This is a genomic window from Bifidobacterium aerophilum (genome assembly GCF_010667685.1).
In the GTDB taxonomy this organism is placed as follows: domain Bacteria; phylum Actinomycetota; class Actinomycetes; order Actinomycetales; family Bifidobacteriaceae; genus Bifidobacterium; species Bifidobacterium aerophilum.
In genome coordinates this window covers 1-20301 of record NZ_WHZW01000001.1, presented here as the reverse complement: position 1 = coordinate 20301, position 20301 = coordinate 1, and the positions used below count along the sequence as shown (strand labels likewise).

At 65.3% G+C, this 20301-nt stretch carries 15 protein-coding genes; 11 read left to right on the top strand and 4 right to left on the bottom strand.

The window, feature by feature from the left end; all coding sequences use genetic code 11:
• The first annotated feature begins 41 nt into the window (after window positions 1–41).
• Window positions 42–527, top strand: coding sequence for a GNAT family N-acetyltransferase (locus GFD25_RS00075; protein ID WP_163228696.1), 486 nt, complete (start codon window positions 42–44; stop codon window positions 525–527).
• 291 nt (window positions 528–818) lie between these two features.
• On the opposite strand, the gene GFD25_RS00070 is transcribed toward GFD25_RS00075, so the two are convergent.
• Entirely contained in the window at window positions 819–2240 is a 1422-nt protein-coding gene (locus tag GFD25_RS00070) for an amino acid permease (RefSeq protein ID WP_163228693.1), read from the bottom strand.
• 331 nt (window positions 2241–2571) lie between these two features.
• Here GFD25_RS00070 and alr point away from each other — a divergent pair, with 331 nt between their 5' ends.
• The 6 genes from alr (at window position 2572) to GFD25_RS00040 (ending at window position 11073) form a co-directional block, all read left to right on the top strand.
• Window positions 2572–3930: an alanine racemase gene (gene alr / locus GFD25_RS00065; RefSeq protein ID WP_163228691.1), complete on the top strand. Its 1359-nt coding sequence runs from the start codon at window positions 2572–2574 to the stop codon at window positions 3928–3930.
• 105 nt (window positions 3931–4035) lie between these two features.
• Window positions 4036–5310 carry a deoxyguanosinetriphosphate triphosphohydrolase gene (locus GFD25_RS00060; protein ID WP_163228688.1) on the top strand — a complete coding sequence of 425 codons (1275 nt, stop codon included), beginning with the start codon at window positions 4036–4038 and terminating at the stop codon, window positions 5308–5310.
• 17 nt (window positions 5311–5327) lie between these two features.
• Entirely contained in the window at window positions 5328–7463 is a 2136-nt protein-coding gene (gene dnaG, locus GFD25_RS00055) for a DNA primase (protein ID WP_163228685.1), read from the top strand.
• Window positions 7464–7589: 126 nt separating this feature from the next.
• Entirely contained in the window at window positions 7590–9944 is a 2355-nt protein-coding gene (locus tag GFD25_RS00050) for an LTA synthase family protein (protein WP_239512313.1), read from the top strand.
• A 195-nt stretch (window positions 9945–10139) separates the two neighbouring features.
• On the top strand, window positions 10140–10820 hold the full coding sequence (locus GFD25_RS00045) for a hypothetical protein (RefSeq protein WP_163228682.1): 681 nt from the start codon (window positions 10140–10142) through the stop codon (window positions 10818–10820).
• 34 nt (window positions 10821–10854) lie between these two features.
• On the top strand, window positions 10855–11073 hold the full coding sequence (locus tag GFD25_RS00040) for a helix-turn-helix domain-containing protein (RefSeq protein ID WP_163228680.1): 219 nt from the start codon (window positions 10855–10857) through the stop codon (window positions 11071–11073).
• A gap of 12 nt (window positions 11074–11085) precedes the next feature.
• Here the strand turns inward: GFD25_RS00040 and GFD25_RS00035 are convergent, their stop codons facing one another.
• Window positions 11086–12441 carry an MFS transporter gene (locus tag GFD25_RS00035; RefSeq protein ID WP_163228677.1) on the bottom strand — a complete coding sequence of 452 codons (1356 nt, stop codon included), beginning with the start codon at window positions 12439–12441 and terminating at the stop codon, window positions 11086–11088.
• Window positions 12442–12789: 348 nt separating this feature from the next.
• On the opposite strand from GFD25_RS00035, the gene pdxS reads away from it, so the two are divergent.
• From pdxS to GFD25_RS00015, 4 genes are all read left to right on the top strand, one after another.
• On the top strand, window positions 12790–13665 hold the full coding sequence (pdxS, locus tag GFD25_RS00030; protein WP_163228674.1) for a pyridoxal 5'-phosphate synthase lyase subunit PdxS: 876 nt from the start codon (window positions 12790–12792) through the stop codon (window positions 13663–13665).
• A gap of 39 nt (window positions 13666–13704) precedes the next feature.
• Entirely contained in the window at window positions 13705–14343 is a 639-nt protein-coding gene (gene pdxT, locus GFD25_RS00025) for a pyridoxal 5'-phosphate synthase glutaminase subunit PdxT (protein WP_163228671.1), read from the top strand.
• 131 nt (window positions 14344–14474) lie between these two features.
• Window positions 14475–16139, top strand: coding sequence for an aminotransferase-like domain-containing protein (locus GFD25_RS00020; protein ID WP_163228668.1), 1665 nt, complete (start codon window positions 14475–14477; stop codon window positions 16137–16139).
• Between the two features lie 79 nt (window positions 16140–16218).
• Window positions 16219–17214 carry an isoaspartyl peptidase/L-asparaginase family protein gene (locus tag GFD25_RS00015; protein ID WP_163228665.1) on the top strand — a complete coding sequence of 332 codons (996 nt, stop codon included), beginning with the start codon at window positions 16219–16221 and terminating at the stop codon, window positions 17212–17214.
• A 332-nt stretch (window positions 17215–17546) separates the two neighbouring features.
• On the opposite strand, the gene phnX is transcribed toward GFD25_RS00015, so the two are convergent.
• Together phnX and GFD25_RS00005 are read right to left on the bottom strand one after the other, a co-directional pair.
• Window positions 17547–18329, bottom strand: coding sequence for a phosphonoacetaldehyde hydrolase (gene phnX / locus GFD25_RS00010; protein ID WP_163228662.1), 783 nt, complete (start codon window positions 18327–18329; stop codon window positions 17547–17549).
• A 217-nt stretch (window positions 18330–18546) separates the two neighbouring features.
• Window positions 18547–19755 carry a 2-aminoethylphosphonate--pyruvate transaminase gene (locus GFD25_RS00005; protein WP_163228660.1) on the bottom strand — a complete coding sequence of 403 codons (1209 nt, stop codon included), beginning with the start codon at window positions 19753–19755 and terminating at the stop codon, window positions 18547–18549.
• Window positions 19756–20301: the final 546 nt, after the last annotated feature.

Sequence of the window (20301 nt, the reverse complement as noted above, 5' to 3'; positions counted from 1 at the left end):
CGTCATCCGCCACGTCGTCCCGCCGGTTCCGGCACGCGACCATGCGTGACTTTCCGCAGATGCAGAAGATCTACGCGCACGCGCGCGAACTCATGGCGCGCAACGGCAACCCGACCCAGTGGGGCAGCACGTTCCCGCGCGAAGAGGTGATCCGCGACGACATCGCCAACCAGCGCACCATGCTGCTCGTCGACACGGCCGGCGGCCACGAACGCATCCTCGCGCAATTCGCCCTGTGCCCCGGCGAGGATCCGACCTACGCGCATATCGACGGCGCATGGCTCGATGACGACACGTACGTGACCATCCACCGCATCGCCTCGTCCGGACTCGTCAAACACGCCGCGCGCGACTGCATCCGCTGGGCACTCAAGCATTACGGCAACGTGCGCGCCGACACCCACCCCAACAACAAGGCCATGCAGCACGTCCTCGAAACCAGCGGCTTCGCCCGCTGCGGCCTCATCCAACTCATCGACCGACCGACCGATACTACGAGAATCGCCTACCAACGCCACGAGTGGTAGCGAAAACGGCACGATGATGGAGCGTTATCTGCGTTGCTCCTCGGTCGACGCACTGTAGTGCGCCTTCCCTCGGTGCTTTTTGAGGGCATTATCGCGTAGACCGGCAGGGTCCGGCATATACAACGTCCGACACGCTCCAGGCCGCTCGGCCAAGTCATACGGTCGGACATTGCATATGCCGGACCCCGCCTCGTTTCAGCGAACGTCACGTAGGAGGGCATAACAGCTGAGGGGTGGTCGAAAGAGCATGAGCAACTTTCGACCACCCCTCGGATCCCTACGCGTGGTGGATCAGGCGGCGGCGTTGAGCTTGGAGCGCTTGCGGCTGTAGGTGAAGTACACCACCAGGCCGAGTCCGAACCAGACCGCGAACCGCAGCCACGTCTCCCAGTTCAGGCCGGCGATCAGGATCAGGCAGAACACGATCGCGCAGATCGGCGTGAACGGCACCAGCGGTGCGCGGAAGCCGCGGTGCGCGTCCGGCTGGGTCTTGCGCATCCACAGGATGCCGGCCGACACGATGATGAACGCCGACAGCGTGCCGATGTTCACCAGCTCGAACAGCACGTTGATGTTGATGAAACCGCCCGCGACCGCGGTCAGGATGCCGAAGAACCACGTGCCCTTGAACGGCGTGCGGTACTTCGGATGCACCTCGCCGAAGAACTTCGGGAACAGGCCGTCACGGCTCATCGCATAGCAGATGCGGGACTGGCCGTACAGCTGCACGAGCATCACGGTGGTCATGCCGATCAGCGCGCCGAGGTTCACGATGAACGCGAGCCAGTTCATGCCGGTCGCGAGGATCACGCCGGCCACCGGCGCGTCGATGAACTTCGCGAACTCCTGGTACGGCACGATGCCGGTCATGATGAACGTCATGACGATGTACAGCACGGTCGACACGGCCAGCGACAGCAGGATGCCGCGCGGTAGCGTCTTGTTCGGCTCGACCGTCTCCTCGGCCGACGAGGACACCGCGTCAAAGCCGATGAAGCTGAAGAACACGATCGACGCGGCCGGCACGATGCCGTACGGCTGGGTCGAATTCGGCTGGAACGTGTACACGCCGTACGGGGAGAACGGCTTCCAGTTCTCCGGGTTCACGTACCAGACGGTGCACACGATGAACAGCACGATGATCGCGAGCTTGATCATCACCATGATGTCGTTGGTCTTCTTCGTCTGGTTGATACCGATCGACAGCACCCAGGTGATGAGCAGCACGATCACGAAACCGGGCAGGTTGAAATACGTGGTGACGCCCGGCGTGGTGCCGTATGCGGCGGTCAGCTCCACCGGAAGATGCAGCCCGAACCCTTCAAGGAACTTGTTGAAATATCCCGACCATCCGGCGGACACCGTGGCCGCCTGCAGCGCGTACTCGAGAATCAGATCCCAGCCGATCACGAACGCGATCAACTCGCCGAACGCTAGATAGGAGTAGGAGTAAGCGGAACCGGAAACCGGGGCCATCGACGCGAATTCCGCATAGCACAGGCCGGCGAAACCGCAGCAGACCGCGGCCAGCAGGAACGATACGGACAGCGCCGGGCCGGCGGTCAGCGCGCCCTTGCCGGTCAGCACGAAGATGCCGGTGCCGATGATCGCGCCGATGCCGAGCATCGTCAGATCGAACGTGTGCATCGTGCGCTTTAACGGAGTGGATTCAGCGACCAGCTGATCCACCGATTTCTTGCGAAAAAGATCCATGATGAGTCTTCTCTCAATACGGAATGGATATGGGCTGGACCGGACGGTTTTCCGGGACCCCGGCACGCCTCAACGCCGGGAATCAGAATGCTCGCGGGGTGCCCGATGAACAATGACGGCACTGCGAACGAGTGGTAGACAGTGTATGGCCGTGCCGTGGACAAGGGCGGGGATGTCGCGGCCATCGTCTCGATGCGTGGGATGATGTCGCTCGTAATCGTCGGCATCGCGACGGGCGCCATATGGCTGTTCGGGCCGCCTCCGTGACGCCGAGCGTCGGGCCGGGCGGCGCCCGGGCGATTCGTCATTGTGCCGAGCCACAATAGAGGCCATGACTTTGAACGCAGTATCGAATTGGCAGTTCTCATCACCGGACGGCAAGGCGAATTACGAGGCCGCGCGCCGACGCTATCCGGCGCAGGCGATCGTCGACATGGCCGCATTGCGCGACAACATGCGCCACTTGGTGGATGTCGTCGGAGGTCCGAACTCCGGCACCGCCGTGATGGGCGTGGTCAAGGCCGACGCCTACGGCCACGGGCTGCTGCCGACCGCGCTGGCCGCATTGGCGGGCGGTGCGACCTGGCTCGGCACCGCGCAATCGCATGAGGCGCTGCTGCTGCGCAAGCTCGGCATCGGACCGGACCGCTGCCACATTCTCACTTGGGTCTACAACGGCCTGGAAGTGCCGTTCGACGAGCTCATCGACAACGACATCGACGTGTCCGTCGGATCCCTGCCGGGCATCGACGCCGTCGCGGCCGCCGCCCGACGCCTCGGCAAGACCGCGCGCGTGCACGTCAAGGTCGACTCCGGGTTCGGACGCAACGGCTTCACCGAGGAATCGTTCGACGCGGCGCTGGCCAAGCTCGTGCCGCTCGCCAAGGAAGGCGTGCTTGACATCGTCGGACAGTGGAGCCACCTCGCGGTCGCCGATTCGCCGGACGTGCCCGAATTCGTGGCGTCCACCGACCGTCAGATCGAGAACTTCAAGGCGTTCACCGCGTGCATGGAGGCCGCCGGCATCGCGCCGCGCATCCGTCATCTGGCCAACACCGCCGCCACTCTCGACCGTCCCGAAATCCACTTCGAACTCACCCGTCCGGGCATCGGCCTGTACGGCTACGAACCCGACCCGGCGATGGGAACGCCGCGCGACTGGCACCTGAAGCCCGCCATGACCCTGCAGGCGCAGCTCGGCACCGTCAAGCACATCGACAAGGGCCACGGCATCTCCTACGGCCGTACCTATCTCACCCCCGACGACACGTCCACCGCGATCGTGCCGCTCGGCTACGCGGACGGCATCCACCGCTCCGCCTCCGGCTTCGACATGCAGGGCGCCAAGCACATCGAGAAACTCGGCGGCCCGGTGCGCGTCATGACCGCGGAAGGCCCCAAGCTGTACCGCGTGTCCGGCCGCGTGTGCATGGACCAGTTCATGATCGACCTGCACGGTTCGTGCGACTCGCTCGGCGTGCACGAGGGCGACACGGTCGAGCTGTTCGGACCGGGCCGCGGCGAACAGTACGCCGAACCGACCGCCGACGACTGGGCCCGCGCCGCCGACACCATCAGCTACGAGATCTTCACCTGCCTGCGCAACCGCATCCCGAGGCTGTATCTCAACGCGGCGGACGTGCTCGCCCCCGACGATCTCGCCAAGCTCGACCCGACGACGCTGCTGTAAGCCATACGCGAGCCGACTGCCGGCCCGCACATCGTCGAATGACATGACGGTGATATGTGGGCCGGCCGCCAACCGATGCCACGGCCGACACCAAGGAGGCGGACGATGCGTGAGACGATACCGGCCGGCGAATGCTACACCGCCTTCGACGAGGAACGCTGGGCGGCCGAACCTCCCAAATCGCGTTCGCGCACCGCATTCGAACGCGACCGCGCCCGGCTCATCCACTCCTCGGCGTTGCGTCGGCTCGGCGCGAAAAGCCAGATCCTCATCGCCGGCACCGACGATTTCGCCCGCACAAGGCTCACCCATACGCTTGAGGTCGCCCAGATAGGCCGGCAGATCGGCAAACTGCTCGGTTGCGATCCCGACGTGGTCGACTGCGCCTGCCTCGCCCACGACCTCGGCCATCCGCCATTCGGACACAACGGCGAACGCGCGCTGGCGACCATCGCCGCCGGCATCGGCGGATTCGAAGGCAACGCGCAGACCCTGCGGCTGCTCACCCGCCTCGAACCCAAGGTCTTCCACGCGGACGGCCGCCCGGCCGGCGTGAACCTCACCCGCGCCTCGCTCGACGCGGTCGTCAAATATCCATGGACGCTCGCCGAAGCCGACCTGCATCCCAAAGGGGAGCGCAGCAAGAAGTTCTGCGTCTACCCGGACGACGAGGCCGTGTTCCGATGGCTGAAAACCGGAATATCCGACGTCGCCGCCAGGCCGATCGAATGCCAGGTGATGGATCTGGCCGACGACATCGCGTACAGCGTGCATGACGTGGAGGACGCGATCGCCACGGGCGCGTTCGATCCGGTCGCGCTCGTCGACCCGCGCGTGCTGGACGGCATCGTGACCGCGGCGCGCGAATGGTACGGCAGCCGATGGGACGCGGACGAGCTGCTCGACGCCCTCCGCCGGCTCAAAACCCTGCATCTGTTCCCCGATCATTTCACCGGTTCCAGATCCTCGCTCGCACAGCTTAAAAACATCACCAGCGATCTGATCGGCCGGTTCTCGTGGTCGGTCGAACAGGCCACTCGCGACACGTACGGCGACGGGCCGCTCGCGCGGTACGGCGCGAACGTGGTCATCCCCGACGAGACAAGCTATGAGATCGTCGCGCTCAAAGGCATCGCCGTGTACTTCGTCATGGCCCCGAACGAACGCGAACCCATGCACCAGGAGGAGCGCAGGATCATCGAGGACCTGATCGATGTGCTCATGGCAAACGGCGCCGCGCCGTCCGACGCGCTCGAAAGCGTGTTCCTCGATGATTGGAACGAAGCCACCAACGACGACGAACGCCTGCGTGTCGCCGTCGATCAGGTCGCCTCCCTCACCGACAACTCCGCCCTCGCCCTCCATTCGATTCTGTGCTGACGGTATCCTAGATCGTTATGGCCGGGATGATCAGGAAAGAAGACGTGGAGAAGGTGCGCGCCGCCGCGGACCTGTACGACATCGTATCCGCAAGCGTGACGCTCAAGGCGTCCGGCACGGGCACGTTCGTCGGCCTATGCCCGTTCCATGACGAAAAATCCCCGAGTTTCAACGTGCGTCCCGCGCTCGGCGTCTGGCATTGCTTCGGCTGCGGTCTCGGCGGCGACGTGTTCAAATTCGTCGAACAGCAGGAGAACATCGACTTCCGCGAGGCGGTCGAACTGCTCGCCGACAAATACCACATCGAACTGCACTACGAGAACGGCCAGTCGACGGACCGTCCCACCGGTTCGAAACGCACCCGTCTGCTCGAGGCGAACGAGGAGGCGCAGCGCTTCTTCGTCTCCCAGATCCTCACCAAGGAGGCGCTGCCCGCACGCAAGCTGCTCGGCGGGCGCAACTTCAGCCAGGCCGACTGCGAACGGTTCGGCTGCGGCTACGCGCCGCAGGGTTGGGACAATCTCGTGCGGCACCTGGCGGGCAAGGGATTCACGCAGCAGGAGATGCTCGACGCCGGCCTCGCGAGGCAGGGCCAGCGCGGCGTCTACGACTATTTCCGCGGCCGTGTGACCTGGCCGATCCGCGATTCGACCGGCCGTACGCTCGGCTTCGGCGCGCGCAAGCTGTATGAGGACGACGCGATCAACGCGAAATACATCAACACGCCCGACACGCAGCTGTACCGCAAGACGCAGGTGCTGTACGGCATCGACATCGCCAAGTCCGCGATCGTCAAGAAACGCCAGGTCGTGATCGTCGAAGGCTACACGGACGTGATGGCCATGCATCTGGCCGGCATCGACACGGCCGTGGCGACCTGCGGCACCGCGTTCGGCGCGGAGCACGCGAAGATCGTGCGCCGACTCATCGCCGACGACTCGCTCGGCGCGGTCCAGCTGGTCGGCCCGCTCAAGGTGGAGGGCCAGTCGCTCAGCTCGCGCATCGTGTTCACGTTCGACGGCGACGCGGCCGGCCAGAAGGCCGCGCTGCACGCGTTCGGCCTCGACTCCGCGTTCCTGTCGCAGACGTTCGTGGCCGTGGCCGACGACAACCTCGACCCGTGCGACCTGAGGATCGAACGCGGCAACGAGGCGGTGCGCGCGCTCATCGCCGGCGCGAAACCGTTGTACAACTTCGTGATCGACGCGGCGATCAACCGGTTCGACCTGTCCTACGAAACCGGTCAGATGGGTGCGGTGAAGGCGTCTGCGCCGCTGATCGCGCAGATCCGCGACCGTTCCCTGCTGGACTGGTACACGCGCAAGGCCACCCGACGCATCGGCATCGACCTGGACATCATGCAGCGCGAGGTGCGTGAGGCCAGACGTCAGTTGCACGTGCGCGACGAGGATGCATACGCGCCGAAACGCCGGAACTTCGGGCCCAATGCGGGCGGCGACTTCGGCGAACCGGGGCAGGCATCCGGTTTTGCCGGGCGCGGGCAGAACGGCCCCTCCGCCGGCAATCCGTATGCGAATCCCGCCGAACGCCGCAATCTGGAACGCCGCGACGCCAACGAACAGACCTACTATCGCATCGACGACGCGGTGTTCATCTGCGAACAGCAGTTCATGGCCATGCTGATCCAGGTGCCGCGCGCCGTCGATCCGTCCATGTTCGCCTCGCTGTCGCTGTCGAACTTCATGACGCCGGTGTTCCGTTCGCTGTTCCAGGCGATCGCCGCGGCGGGAGGACTGCCTCCCGAGGACATGCCGCAAGGACTGTGGCTGCATAATCTCGCGAAGGCGGGCGGCCCGCTGCTCGAACCGGTGGTCAACGAGCTGGCGGTGATGCCGCTTCCCCTGCCTCCCAGCGAAAGCGACCTGCGCGCGGGGGAGCAGACCGCCGACGCGCAGGCGAACGGCGCCGCGGCCCAGCTGCGACCGGCGTCGCCCGCCGAAACCCAGTATGCGGCGGAACTGACCGCGAAACTGCTCGACATGGGCCTGATGCGGCGCATCGGCGCGGCCAAACGGCAGATGGCGTCCCTGCCGGACGGCTCGCAGAAGATCGCGATCCTCGGGCAGATCACCCAGATGGAGGCCATGCGCAAGGATCTCGCCGCGCAGATCTTCGGCAACAACGTCGGCTGACCGCGGCGCCGGTCGGGGGACGCCTGCGGCCGGCCGACGTGTCCGACAAGTGAACTTTGCCTACGTTGAAGTGACATCTTGCCGACCGGCATGGCCGTGTCGATATGTCGGCCATAGGCTGAAGGCATGAAGCAGTGGCAGGATGACGGTAGGGTGGAGTTGGATTCGGGCTCGCAGATGATGGCTGCGATGCAATCCGCGGTGAGCATGCCGGAACCGGTGGGATTGCCGGGATCGGCGTTGGCTCCGCGTCCATTGCGCCATCCGTTGGGCGACGTGCGCGACCGTGTGCGCGAACGGCTGTCGTCATCCGTCCGCCGTCTGCGTCCGGAACGGGACCGGGGCAAGGCGGCGCGGACCGTCCGGGCACGTCGTCCTTTCCCGTGGTGGACGTATGCGATCGCGTTCCTGCTGTTCGCGTCCGCCGCCGTGCTCATGCTCCAGTGGAGCGTGATGATCGCCCGCAGCCGCACCACGCCGTGGGAGTTCGTCGTCAAGATGTTCGGCGTCGGTCCGGACGGGCGCGCGATATCGTCCGGCCAGCTCCAGTTCCTGCTCAACCTGCTCGTGATCGGCGTCGTCTACGCGGTGCTCGTGCTGGCGATCAACCGGTTCTGGATCGCCAGCGGGCTGTTCGTCACGGTGATCGGCGTCATCGCCGTGCTCGAACGCATGAAGGTGCTCGTGCGCTCCGAAACGATCCGTCCCACCGACATCACGCTTATGGCCAGCGGCGGTGCGGGCGGCATGGGCGACACCGTCACCAACACGCCCGCGGGTTCCACGGAGGCGATCGTCCAGATGTCGGTCACCGTCGTGATACTGCTTGCGATCTGCGCCGCCGCCGCGATCCTCGACGGGCGTCGCTCGCTGATCGCCACCCCGCGCCGGTTCGTCGGACGCATCCGCCGCGGACTCGCCGCCGTGATCTGCGCGGCGATGCTGGTCGCGTTCTCGGCCGACCTCGGCACCACCGGATCATGGGCGAACTCGTTCGCGTCCGGCTTCGGCGACAAGGCGAAACTGTGGGATTCCATCGAGGACGCGCAGTCGAACGGCGTCGCGGTCGGATTCCTTCGTCTCACACGTCCCAAAGTCATGGACAAGCCCGCCGGCTACAGCGAAGCGGCCATGCGCGACCTTGCGAAACGATACGCGACCCAGGCCGCGGCCATCAATGCGGGCCGCACGACGAACCTCACGGACGGCACAATCGTCATGATCCTGTCCGAATCGTTCTCCGACCCGACCCGTGTGCCCGGCATAACGCTCAACGCGGATCCGATGCCGTACATCCGCGCGCTCAAAAAGACCACCACATCCGGACTCATGCTGTCGTCCGGCTACGGCGGCGGCACCGCGAACCTCGAATTCCAGGCGCTCACCGGCCTGAGCATGACCAACTTCGATGCGTCGCTGTCCAGCCCCTACCAGCAACTCGTGCCGCAGATGAGCTGGGCGCCGGCGTTCAACCAGATCTGGAACGCGGGCGGCGCGGGCAGCCAAGCCGTCCACCCGTACAATCCCGCGCTCTACTCGCGTACCACGAACTACCGCAAGTTCGGCTTCGGGGCCTTTTATTCGCAGAACGATCCGCTCATCGCCGATCATGCGAAACGGCTCGACCGATCGCATTACATCAGCGACGAAACGTCGTACGACAGCGTGCTCAGACTCATCGACGGCAAGGCAGGCGGCACGTCGGACGGTTCCACAAGTGGCGCATCCGGCAAGTCCGGAGGCCGGTTCATCCAGTTGGTCACCATGCAGAACCACATGGGCTACGAGAACTGGTACGACCACAACCAGTTCAAGGCGTCCTCCACGACCGGAACGCCGCTTGCGGCCGACGAGCGAACGCACATCGACACGTACGCCAAGGGCATGAGCTACACCGACCAGTACACCAAGGAGTTCCTCTCCGCGCTCGACGCGATGAACAAGCCGGTGACGGTGATCTTCTACGGCGATCACCTGCCGAGCATCTACAAGCATGCCAGCGCCGACGACCGCAACTCGATCCCGCTGCACGAGACGGACTACTTCATCTGGTCGAACAAAGCCGCGCGCACGGCGACGGGCAGGTCGGAGGCGGAGGCCGCAGACGAGAAGAACGGTGAACACGCGGGCGGCGAAGGTTCGAACGCCGCCGAGAACGCGTACACGTCGCCGAACTACCTCATGGCGCAGGCCGCCACGCACCTGAACGCGCGCGTCTCGCCGTACCTCGCGTTCCTGACGGCCATGCACCGGGCCGTGCCCGCGATGGAACCGCCTGTGGTCAACGTGACGCAGGGCTGGACGCGCATCCCCGAAGGCACGCCGCTCTACCTCGACGCGAACGGCAAACGGATCGACGTCAGCCGCGCGTCGGCCGGGACCAAACGGCTGCTCGACGACTACCGGCTCATCCAGTACGACATCACCGCAGGCAACGGCTACCTCAAGTCGCTGGGATTTATGGACGTGCCGGCGGAATGATCGGCCCCTCCCTTTTCGGTTCCCCTTGTCGGGGGAGCCGGCCGACGATGTCGGACTGAGGAATGGTCGACCGGTAACGTGCCTGAATGCCGACATGATGAAAATAGTCGTCGCGCATTAAAAAATTAACGACAAACGATAAATTTGGCGTATACTGGAAGCGTAAGCACCACTATCGATGACAAGGAGGTCATCATGGTCACGCAATCCGCATCCGCAAACCGGCAGCCCAAACCGGACTTCCTGCTCGACCGTGCCGGCGGCGTGGCCGTCGTCATCGCGCGCATCGCAGCGGTCGTCCTCGCGTTCTTCGCGGTCATCCAGCTCGTCATCACCGTCCTGTTCATGGTCGACGGCCATGCGTTCGCGCCCGACGCCACATCGGACTACGCCGTATCGATGGACGCCGGCATCGGCACCGCGATCATCACCGGGCATTTCCTCGACAGCGACATCCGGCTCGTCGACTGGACGACCGACGTGGTCAACGCGCCGGCCGTCGTGCTCGTCAGCCTCGAACGCACCGTCATCTTCGTGCTGCTCGCGCTCGTCTTCGGCGAACTCGCCGCGTTGCTCGCGAACCTGCGCGACTGGCTGCGCGAGCGCGCGCGTTACGCCGATACCGACTCCGGCACGCCATCGCCGTTCCGCACCGTGCCGATCGAACGGCTCGACCGCGTCGGCTGGTACCTCATCGCCGCGCCCGTCTCGGCGCTCGCCGTTTCCGGCATCTGCGCGCTGCTCGGCTGCGCGGTTTCGGTGACCGGCGGCGCATCCACGGCCGTCCTCATCATGCTCGGCGTTCTTTCGTTCATGTTCGCGCGGGTGTTCGGCTACGGTGCCGCGCTGCAGAACGACGTCGACGGGCTGCTGTGAGCGTGGCGATGCACGTGACGAGAGGAGCGTGGAGATGAGCGGGCGGATCGTGCTCCGGCTCGACCGGATGATGGTCGAGCGCGGACGGTCGTTGAACTGGCTGGCCGAACAGGTGGGCATCACGAACGTGAACCTGTCGAAGATCAAGAACAACCGCGTCTCCGCCATCCGGTTCAGCACGCTTGCCTCGATCTGCGAAGCCCTCGACTGCCAGCCCGGCGACATCCTCGAATACGAGTACGACGAAGCGTAACGGCCGCTGCGATCACGCGACGGCGAAGGCGGGCGATTCTCCGTCGCGTGACCAGCCGGCGGCGGTGCGTGCGGACGACAGGAGTCCCGCGCCGCCCGTCTCGCCGGCGAACGGCATCAGCGCCAATGCCGCCGCGAACCCGACGATCGCATACAGGAACATCCACCGGTACGAACCCGTGGCCTGCTGGATCAGGCCGAACAGCGTCGGGCTGATCGCCGCGCCGCCCGACGTGGCGAGATAGTAATACGCCGTCAACGTGCCGGTGTGTTCGGTGCCGCCCAGCTCGGTCGCCCACGGCAACGCGTTGACCAGCACCATCATCCACAGGATCCCGAATGCGAACGCCAGCCACGGCAGCAGTTCCGCGCGGCCGGCCCACGGCATCGGCGCAAGCATCGCCATCGCCAGCACCAGTCCCGCGCTCATCGTCTCGCGTCGCCCGAACCGCGTGCCCATCCAACCGGCCGGAATCGCGAACAGGATGCCGCTGACCGCGAACCAGACCAAGCCGCCGCTCGCCGAGCCCGCATCCATGCCCAGATCGTGCGTCGCATACAGCGTGAAATACGTTTCGATCGCGCTCGACCCCATCGTGTACAGGAACAGGACCAACAGGATCATGCGGAACCGCCGGCGCGCGTCGCCGTCGAGATCAAGCCGCGGAATGGCGGCGTCGCGGAACTCTCGCCATCCGACGAACGGCAACCGCGCCCGATCGTGCGGTTTCGTGCGGTATTCCGCCGGCTCGCGCACCAGGCAGGCCAATGCCGCAATCGCGCCGACCATGATGAACGCGCCCGCGACGAACGTGACGGACATGCCGTAGCGCCGGTACAGGAGGCTGCCGCCGCCGAGCGCGAGCACGTTGCCGATCGAGCCCATGAAGTTGATGACGCCGTTCGCCGTGCTGCGCTGGACGGGTGCGGTCACGTCGGGCATGAGCGCGACGATCGGCGCCCGGCAGGTCGACATGAGGACCGCGTAGGCCACGACCGCGACGATCGTCAACGGGGCGTTCGGCGCGGCGGCGATGAGCATCAGACACACGGCCGCACAAGGGATGGCGAACAGCGCGAACGGGATGCGCCGGCCCCAACGGGTGCGTACCTTGTCGGACAGGATGCCGCACAACGGCTGGACGGTGAAGCCGCACAGGTTGTCGATGCCCATGACGACGCCCACGATGGCGGTCGGGATGGCGAGCTCCTTGAGCTTGATCGGCACGAACGCGTTGTACATGGCCCAGGCGGCGGCGATGGCAAGCATGCCGAAGCCGATGGAGAAGGTCTGGACGAGGTCGAGGCGCGGTGCGGTGTTCGAGGGGGTTCGCGCGGAGCGTGCGGGACCGGACCGGATATGTGGCATGCGGACTGTTGCTTGGTGTGCGGCCATCCTGATCTGCATGCTTCCAGTAGTAGGTGAGCGACCTGTCGGAGCCGTTGACCGAATGGTGTGTTGCAGTGAAGTGAAGATGAATTCTTGCGGACCGGGCCAGGTCGCGACCGTGCGACTGGCGTTGGCGTGCAGCTGCGCGGACGACGGACGAACCGCGATTGGACGGGTCGACAGCCATTGGATTGGTCCGATCCGAATTGGACCGGTCCATATGCGGGCAACGTGAGCGTCATGATAATGGTCGCGTTGCCAATCGCACTTCAGCGGACTGCCGGCCAGTCGTGGCCGGCCCATCCGCGCAATCACCAGGGGGACACCATGACGCAGAACCGCGCCGAACTCAACCGCAACCTCGCCCAGATGCTCAAGGGCGGCGTCATCATGGACGTGACCACGCCCGAACAGGCCAAGATCGCGCAGGACGCCGGAGCGTGCGCCGTCATGGCTCTCGAACGCATCCCGGCCGACATCCGCGCGGCCGGCGGCGTCTCGCGCATGTCCGACCCGGCCATGATCAAGGGCATCCAGGCCGCCGTATCCATCCCGGTCATGGCCAAGGTCCGCATCGGCCACATCGCCGAAGCCCGCATCCTGCAGGCCATCGACATCGACTACATCGACGAGTCCGAAGTCCTCTCGCCGGCCGACGACGTATACCACATCGACAAGAACCAGTTCGACGTGCCGTTCGTGTGCGGCGCGAAGAACCTCGGCGAGGCGCTGCGCCGCATCGCCGAAGGCGCCGCCATGATCCGCACCAAAGGCGAGCCCGGCACCGGCGACGTCATCCAGGCCGTGCGTCACATGCGCACCATGGCCAAGCAGATCCACGAACTGACCGCCCTGCGCGACGACGAGGTGTACGAGGCCGCCAAGCAGCTCGCCGTGCCGTATGACCTCGCCAAGTACGTGCACGACAACGGACGCCTGCCCGTCGTCAACTTCGCCGCCGGTGGCGTCGCCACCCCCGCCGATGCGGCGCTCATGATGGAACTCGGCGCGGAAGGCGTGTTCGTCGGCTCCGGCATCTTCAAGTCCGGCGACCCGGCCAAGCGCGCCGCCGCCATCGTGCAGGCGACCGCGAACTGGCAGGACGCCGACCTGCTCGCCAAACTGTCCGAAAACCTCGGCGAGGCGATGGTCGGCATCAACGAGGACGAGATCCAGACCATCATGGCTGCCCGCGGCGAGTGACTCCGCGCCCGTTGCATTGACCCGATCGGAGGTTCGTTCATGGTCGTAGCCGTCCAATACATCTCCAAAGAGGAATCCGACGACGCCGAAACAGCGAAACACGGCGTGACCGGCATCCTCGCCGTCCAAGGCGCGTTCGCCGAACACGCGGCCGTACTCGACAGGCTCGGCGCGCCGTGGAAGCTGCTGCGCGCCGCCGCCGATTTCGACGCGTCGATCGACCGCGTCATCCTGCCCGGCGGCGAATCCACCACCCAGGGCAAGCTGCTGCGCTCGACCGGCCTGTTCGAGCCGATCGCCCGGCACATCGCCACCGGCAAACCGGTGTTCGGCACTTGCGCCGGCATGATCCTGCTCGCGAATCGTCTTGACAATGACCCGAACGTGTACTTCGGCGCTCTCGACGCGACCGTCCGCCGCAACGCGTACGGACGCCAGCTCGGCTCGTTCGAGACGACCGCCGACTTCGGCCGGTCGGGCGACGCGGACTATCTCGCGGATCTGCCGCTCGTGTTCATCCGTGGACCGTACGTCGTCTCAACCGGACCCAACGCCGACGTGAAGACGACGGTCGACGGGCATCCGGTCGCGTTGCGGCAAGGCAACATCATCGCCACCGCGTTCCACCCCGAACTGACCGGCGACACACGCCTGCACGAACTGTTCCTCTCGCTGTAACGAGACGGACGGTCCTGTTCCGCGTGGCGGTTTTCGCTCGGTGACGGGTCCGTCACCGAGCGAAAACCGCCACGAAGAGGTAGGGTGACGGGAGACTGTGACGCATGGCGACGGACAGAGGGGGTGGACGCATGCAGCTGCGACTCGATCGGCACAGCAGCGTGCCGATGTATCGGCAGCTGGCCGGCGAACTGCGCGAACAGATCGTCTCCGGCGCGCTCGCCGAAGGGTACCGGCTCCCGCCCGAACGCGAACTGGCCGCACGAATGTCGGTCAACCGCGCCACCGTCCTGCAGGCATATCAGCAGCTCAAGGACGAAGGGCTGATCGCATCCCGGGTAGGCAAGGGCACGTTCGTGTTGCCCGCCGCGCCGGCACCCTCCGCAGTTCAACCATCTGCGCCGCCGGCATGGGGCCGGTCATCGTCCGTGTCGGCATCGGGGTCGTCGACCATCCCGGCCATCGCGGCGTCGTCCGCGGGATCCGGCACCGGTCATGATCGCACCCTCCCGCAGGTCGTCACCATCCGCGACACGCGTCCGCCGGTTTCGGCCCCCGAACCGTCCGTCATCCGACCGCCGTGGTCGGTGCTGTTCAGCGACTATTCCAACCGCTTCACCTACCACGACATCGCCGAGGCCGAACGGGCGCAGCGCGGCGGCACACGCGGGAACGGTCCCGTCATCGACTTCGCCACCGGCTCGCCCAACCCGGCCGACATCCCCGACGACCTGCTGCGCGCGGTCAGTCTCGAAGCATTCTCCTCGCACGACTTCGACGGTCAACCCGAATCCCCGATCGAGGGTTTCGACGAACTGCGCGAACTGCTCGCCGGCCATATGCGCGACCGCGGCGTGCATTGCGACGCGCGCAACGTGATGGTGCTCTCCGGCTCCGAACAGGGCATCGACCTGATCGTGCGCGCGTTCGTCAACCCCGGCGACCGCGTGCTCGTCGAACAATCCACGTTCTTCCCCGCATTGCAGGCGTTCCGCTCGGCCGACGCGCGCATCGTCGGCATGCCGATGGACGAACATGGCATGCGCACCGACCTGCTCGACGGCTACTGCGCGCGCTTCCGTCCCAAACTCATCTACACCGTGCCCACGTTCCAGAATCCGACCGGCACCACGTTGTCGATCGAACGACGGCGCGAGCTCGTCGACGTGGCGCGGCGGTACCAGTGCCTGATCGTCGAGGACGACGCATACGGGGAACTGTGGTATGGCGGCGCGGCCGAACGGCCGGTGCCGCTCGCCGGCATGGAAAACGCGGGATACGTGATGTACCTGTCGACGTTCTCGAAAACCGTGACCTCGGGCCTGCGCACCGGATGGGTGGTGGCCGACCCGCACGTGATCGCGCGGCTGGCCGCATTGCGGCGCATGGTCGACCAGCATACGAGCACGTCGTCGCAGCGCATCTGCCTGGAACTGCTGCGCGAAGGACGGATCGCCGCACACGTGCGCGGACTGACCGGGGCATACCGGGCGCGGAGGGACGCGGCCGTGCGCGCGTTGGAACGTTACGCGCCGGACGGCATGCGCTGGAACGTGCCCGAAGGCGGGTACTACGTATGGGTCGCCCTGCCGGACGGCGTGCGATCGCTGGACCTGCTGGCCGACTGCCGATCGCGCGGCGTCACGTTCATGCCGGGAGGCGTGTTCGACGTGGACGAGACCGATGACGCACATATCAGGATCAACTTCGTGCGGCCCGATGCGACGGATATCGAACGAGGCGTGCGCGTGATCTGCGAGACGGCCGATAATCGTGTCCGGAATCACGGTCGATAGGGCTGCGAGGGTAGTAGACAGCCATTGACCATTTGGCCGTCAACGCGTTAAGGCCAATGCGTTGGGAAAGGGACACATCATGACGCAACAGGGAAGCGCGCCGCTGGCGACCGTCGAATCGGCCGGCGGCGAAAGCGGCATCACGTTGATCATCCACGCAGGGGCCGGCGATCGCGGCAGACACCACACGCCGGAACGTTCGGCGCAGGTACGGGTCGACCTGCGGCGCGCCTTGGACGCCGGATACGCGGTGTTGGAGACAGGCGGTGCGGCCGAGGACGCGGTGGTCGCGGCCATTCACGTGATGGAGGACGCGCCCGAATTCAACGCGGGACGAGGCGCGGCGCTCACCGGTGACGGGCTGGCGCGCATGGACGCGTGCCTGATGGACGGCGACGGGGAGGTCGGCGCGGTCGCAGGAGTCAGCACGGTGAAGAATCCGATTGATGCGGCGCGTGCCGTCAAGGATCGGACCAAGCATGTGCTGTTCGCCGACCCGACCGACGAGGAAATCGCCGCGTGGGGCGTGGAAACCAGGCCGAACGAATATTTCGTCACCGAAGCGCGGCAGCGTTCGCTGGCCGAGGCACAGGCCGGCGGCGACGCGTGGGAGAAGCGCGCCGGCGAGCCTGTTGGTGCCGGGACATCGGGCGGCGGCGTGATCGGCGACGAAAAACACGGCACGATCGGCGCGGTGGCGCGCGATGCGGCCGGACATATCGCGGCCGGAACCTCCACCGGCGGCATCACGAACCAGATGCATGGCCGCGTCGGCGACTCGCCGTTGCCCGGATGCGGCACGTTCGCAGACCAGCGCACCGTGGCCGTCTCGTGCACCGGCATCGGCGAGGCGTTCATCAAGGCGGTAGCGGCGCATCAGGTGGCCGACCGCGTGCGTTTCGCCGGCGAATCCGTGCACGACGCGGCCGTGGCCACGCTTGGGGAAGTCGCCGCCCATCGAGGCGACGGCGGCATGATCGTTTTGCCCGCGCAAGGTCGTGGCGTGGTGGCCTACAACAGCGAAATGATGAACTTCGGCTATCGCAGCGCCGCCGGGGAACGCGTCAACGGGTGATCGTGCGTCCGTCGGCGGCGCTCGCGTCTATCCATTCCGAATCAGGGCCATGCCGCAATGGTCGATTCGCAAATCCTGAGGCAGTTTCCTTCGTGCGCACGGCTCTTTCTCCAAAGCCTGAGGCAACCTCGACGCGCATAACCGCCAACCACGTCCGCTTATAGGCGAATTTCAGGGCGATAACAGCGATAGGACATTGAGCTGTTGCCTCAGGCTTTGGAGAAAGACCCATACATACGAAGGAAACTGCCTCATACTATGCAAAAGCCGGTGTTCGTCAGCTCTTCAAGAGCTGACGAACACCGGCTTCTTAACGGCGTAACCGAGGAAAGTCAGGCGAGCTGGGCGAGCAGCGCGGGCAGCTCCGCCATCGTGTCGATCACGGCGTCGGCGCCGGCCTTGACGAACGCGTCGCGCGCGGCGGCGCGGGCCGCGGCCTGGTCGGCGGGGGAGAGCGCCTCGAACTCGGACTGGCTCAACGCCATCTGCGAGCTGCCCTCGGTCACGCCGATCGTGAACACGCCGGCGTTCTTGCCCTCGCGGATGTCGGAGAGCGTGTCGCCCACCTTGGCGGCGCGGCGCACGTCGGTCACGCCCAGCATCTCGAGGTTGCGGAACACCATGTACGGGTAGGGGCGGCCGAATCCGTTCGTGGAATCCGGGCTGAACCAGCAGTCCGGCGCATAGCCGTTCGCCGCGGCCTGCGGCACGACGATGTCCATCATCTTGTCGGTGTATCCGGTGGTCGAGCCGATCTTGATGCCGGCCGCACGCAGCGCGGCGACCGCATCGGTCACTCCTGGCTTCGGATCGGCGAACTCGTGCAGGATCGACAGCAGCTTCGGCTCGAAATGCGCGTACACGGCATCCACGTCCGCGTCGGTCGGGGCCGAGCCGTGCTCGTCCTCCCATGCTCGGGCGATGCGGTCCATGTGCAGCATCGTGCTGATGTGGTCGTGCTTGAGCATGCCCATCGGCTTGCGCGTCTCGGCCATCGTCGGCATGATGCCGAACTCCTTGAACGCCTCCTGGAACGCGCGCACCGGCGCGAAGCACCCGTAGTCCACGGTGGTGCCGGCCCAATCAAAAATCACGGCCTCAAAACGATTGGTCATAATAAACTCCTTGATAGCAACAGTATGTATTGCCGGTATGCCGTGTCTGTCCCCGGCATGTGTTGCCCGATACGCTCCGAAGCCGCTCGACTTCGCTCCGGCGTGTGCTCGCGGAGCTTAGCACACGCCTTCGCTGCTTACGATCTGGCAACACATGCCGGGGACAGACACTCCGCGATGACTCTGACTGATAACGATCCGAGATCCGAAAAACGTCTCAGGCGGAGAGCTTCACGCCGGCCGGGGCGGCGGCCTTGATCGGCTCTCCGGCGGCGTCCATCGCGGCGATCGCAGCCGGTACGGAATCCGAACCGGTGGCCGCCTTGAGCAGTCCGCGCTCGCCCATGTACAGCGCCAGCAGCTCGGTCACCTTCTCGATGTCGTCGGCGTAGATCTCGCCGATGTTGCCCAGGCGGAACGTCTCTTCGGTGGTGAGCTTGCCCGGGTAGATCGCGTAGCCGCGCTCCTTGATGAACTCGTACATGTCGTGGAAGTCGAACTTCGTGCCTTCCGGGTACAGGAACGTGGTGATGATCGGACCTTGGTGCTCGTCCAGGAACGTGCGGAAGCCCAACGCCTTCATGCGCGCAATGAGCAGGTGGTTGTTGAGCGCGTAACGGGCGGAACGCACGGGGATGCCGCCCTCGGCGAACATCTCGTCGAGCGCCTTGGAGAACGCGAGCACCACGTGGGTCGGGGAGGTGTAGCGCCACTTGCCGTTCGCCTTCTCGAGCGTGTTCCACTGGTCCCACAGGTCGAGGGAGAGCGAGCGCGCCTTGCCTTTGGACGCTTCGAGCTTCGCCTTGTTGCAGATGATGAAGCTGAAGCCCGGCACGCCCTGGATGCACTTGTTGGCCGAGGAGACGAGGAAGTCGATGCCCCAGCCGGACACCGGGATGTCGACGCCGCCGAACGAGCTCATCGCGTCGACCATGAACGTGCAGCCGTGCGCGTGCGCGACGGTCGCGACCGCGGCGATGTCGTTGAGCAGGCCGGAGGTGGTCTCGGAGTGGATCATGGACACGTGCGTGATCGACGGGTCGTTGCGCAGGTATTCGTCGACCTTCGCCGCATCCGGGATCCGGTCGTACGGTTCCGCGTACTGGACGTAGTTGATGCCGGCGTGCTCGCAGATCTTCACCTGGCGATCACCGTACGCGCCGTTCGTGCACAGCAGCACCTTCTCTTGCCGGCCGATAACGGAGGTGAGCACGCTTTCCACGCCGAACGTGCCGGAGCCCTGCATGAGCACCACGGTGTACTCGGACGGATCGCAGTGCGCGAGTTCGAGCAGCTGGCGGCGGATCTTCTGCGTGATCTGCTGGTAGTCCTCGTCCCAGGTGCAGTGGTCGAAGAGCATCTCCTCCTTGACGGTGCGCGTGGTGGTCAGCGGGCCGGGGGTGAGGAGCTTGTATTCGTTTGCCATGATGGTGTGTTCCTTTCCTGATTTCCGTTTGCCGACTGTAGTCATTCGCGTAGTCACTGGCATCTTCTACGTAGTTTGACGACTTCCGTCGGCGTGTTGTCTGTAGTCCTGTTGGTTTGTTTGATTTCCGTTTACGATTTGCTGGTTAATGGTTGGTTGGAGTGGTTCCAGCGTGGGCTGTTGGCTGGGATATATGTCGCTTGACACGCTCCGGGCCGCTCGGCCAAGTCATACAGTCGAGCGACATATATCCCAGCCAACAGCAGTTTGATCCGAAACCTTACGTGAGATATATCAAACGCGACGTTGAGCGAAAACGTAGGGGTGGGGTCGGGGATGCGTTGTCAGACCGTAAGACTTGGCCGAGCGGCCCGGAGCGTGTCAGATAACGCATCCCCGACCCCACCCCGGTAGGGGCGCCTACATAACGATGTTGTCGGAACTTATTAGGGTGTGTTTACTCTATGGTGCTTTGGTGACATGATGGTGGTATGTGTACGCCGAGGTATGACATCACGAGGGAGCAGTTCGACAGGATCTCCCACT

Bases quoted from the DNA above. Each gene is read 5' to 3' on its own strand.
- GFD25_RS00075 (WP_163228696.1), top strand. From the start codon at position 42: ATGCGTGACTTTCCGCAGATGCAGAAGATCTACGCGCACGCGCGCGAA.
- GFD25_RS00070 (WP_163228693.1), bottom strand. From the start codon at position 2,240: ATGGATCTTTTTCGCAAGAAATCGGTGGATCAGCTGGTCGCTGAATCC.
- alr (WP_163228691.1), top strand. From the start codon at position 2,572: ATGACTTTGAACGCAGTATCGAATTGGCAGTTCTCATCACCGGACGGC.
- GFD25_RS00060 (WP_163228688.1), top strand. From the start codon at position 4,036: ATGCGTGAGACGATACCGGCCGGCGAATGCTACACCGCCTTCGACGAG.
- dnaG (WP_163228685.1), top strand. From the start codon at position 5,328: ATGGCCGGGATGATCAGGAAAGAAGACGTGGAGAAGGTGCGCGCCGCC.
- GFD25_RS00050 (WP_239512313.1), top strand. From the start codon at position 7,590: ATGAAGCAGTGGCAGGATGACGGTAGGGTGGAGTTGGATTCGGGCTCG.
- GFD25_RS00045 (WP_163228682.1), top strand. From the start codon at position 10,140: ATGGTCACGCAATCCGCATCCGCAAACCGGCAGCCCAAACCGGACTTC.
- GFD25_RS00040 (WP_163228680.1), top strand. From the start codon at position 10,855: ATGAGCGGGCGGATCGTGCTCCGGCTCGACCGGATGATGGTCGAGCGC.
- GFD25_RS00035 (WP_163228677.1), bottom strand. From the start codon at position 12,441: ATGCCACATATCCGGTCCGGTCCCGCACGCTCCGCGCGAACCCCCTCG.
- pdxS (WP_163228674.1), top strand. From the start codon at position 12,790: ATGACGCAGAACCGCGCCGAACTCAACCGCAACCTCGCCCAGATGCTC.
- pdxT (WP_163228671.1), top strand. From the start codon at position 13,705: ATGGTCGTAGCCGTCCAATACATCTCCAAAGAGGAATCCGACGACGCC.
- GFD25_RS00020 (WP_163228668.1), top strand. From the start codon at position 14,475: ATGCAGCTGCGACTCGATCGGCACAGCAGCGTGCCGATGTATCGGCAG.
- GFD25_RS00015 (WP_163228665.1), top strand. From the start codon at position 16,219: ATGACGCAACAGGGAAGCGCGCCGCTGGCGACCGTCGAATCGGCCGGC.
- phnX (WP_163228662.1), bottom strand. From the start codon at position 18,329: ATGACCAATCGTTTTGAGGCCGTGATTTTTGATTGGGCCGGCACCACC.
- GFD25_RS00005 (WP_163228660.1), bottom strand. From the start codon at position 19,755: ATGGCAAACGAATACAAGCTCCTCACCCCCGGCCCGCTGACCACCACG.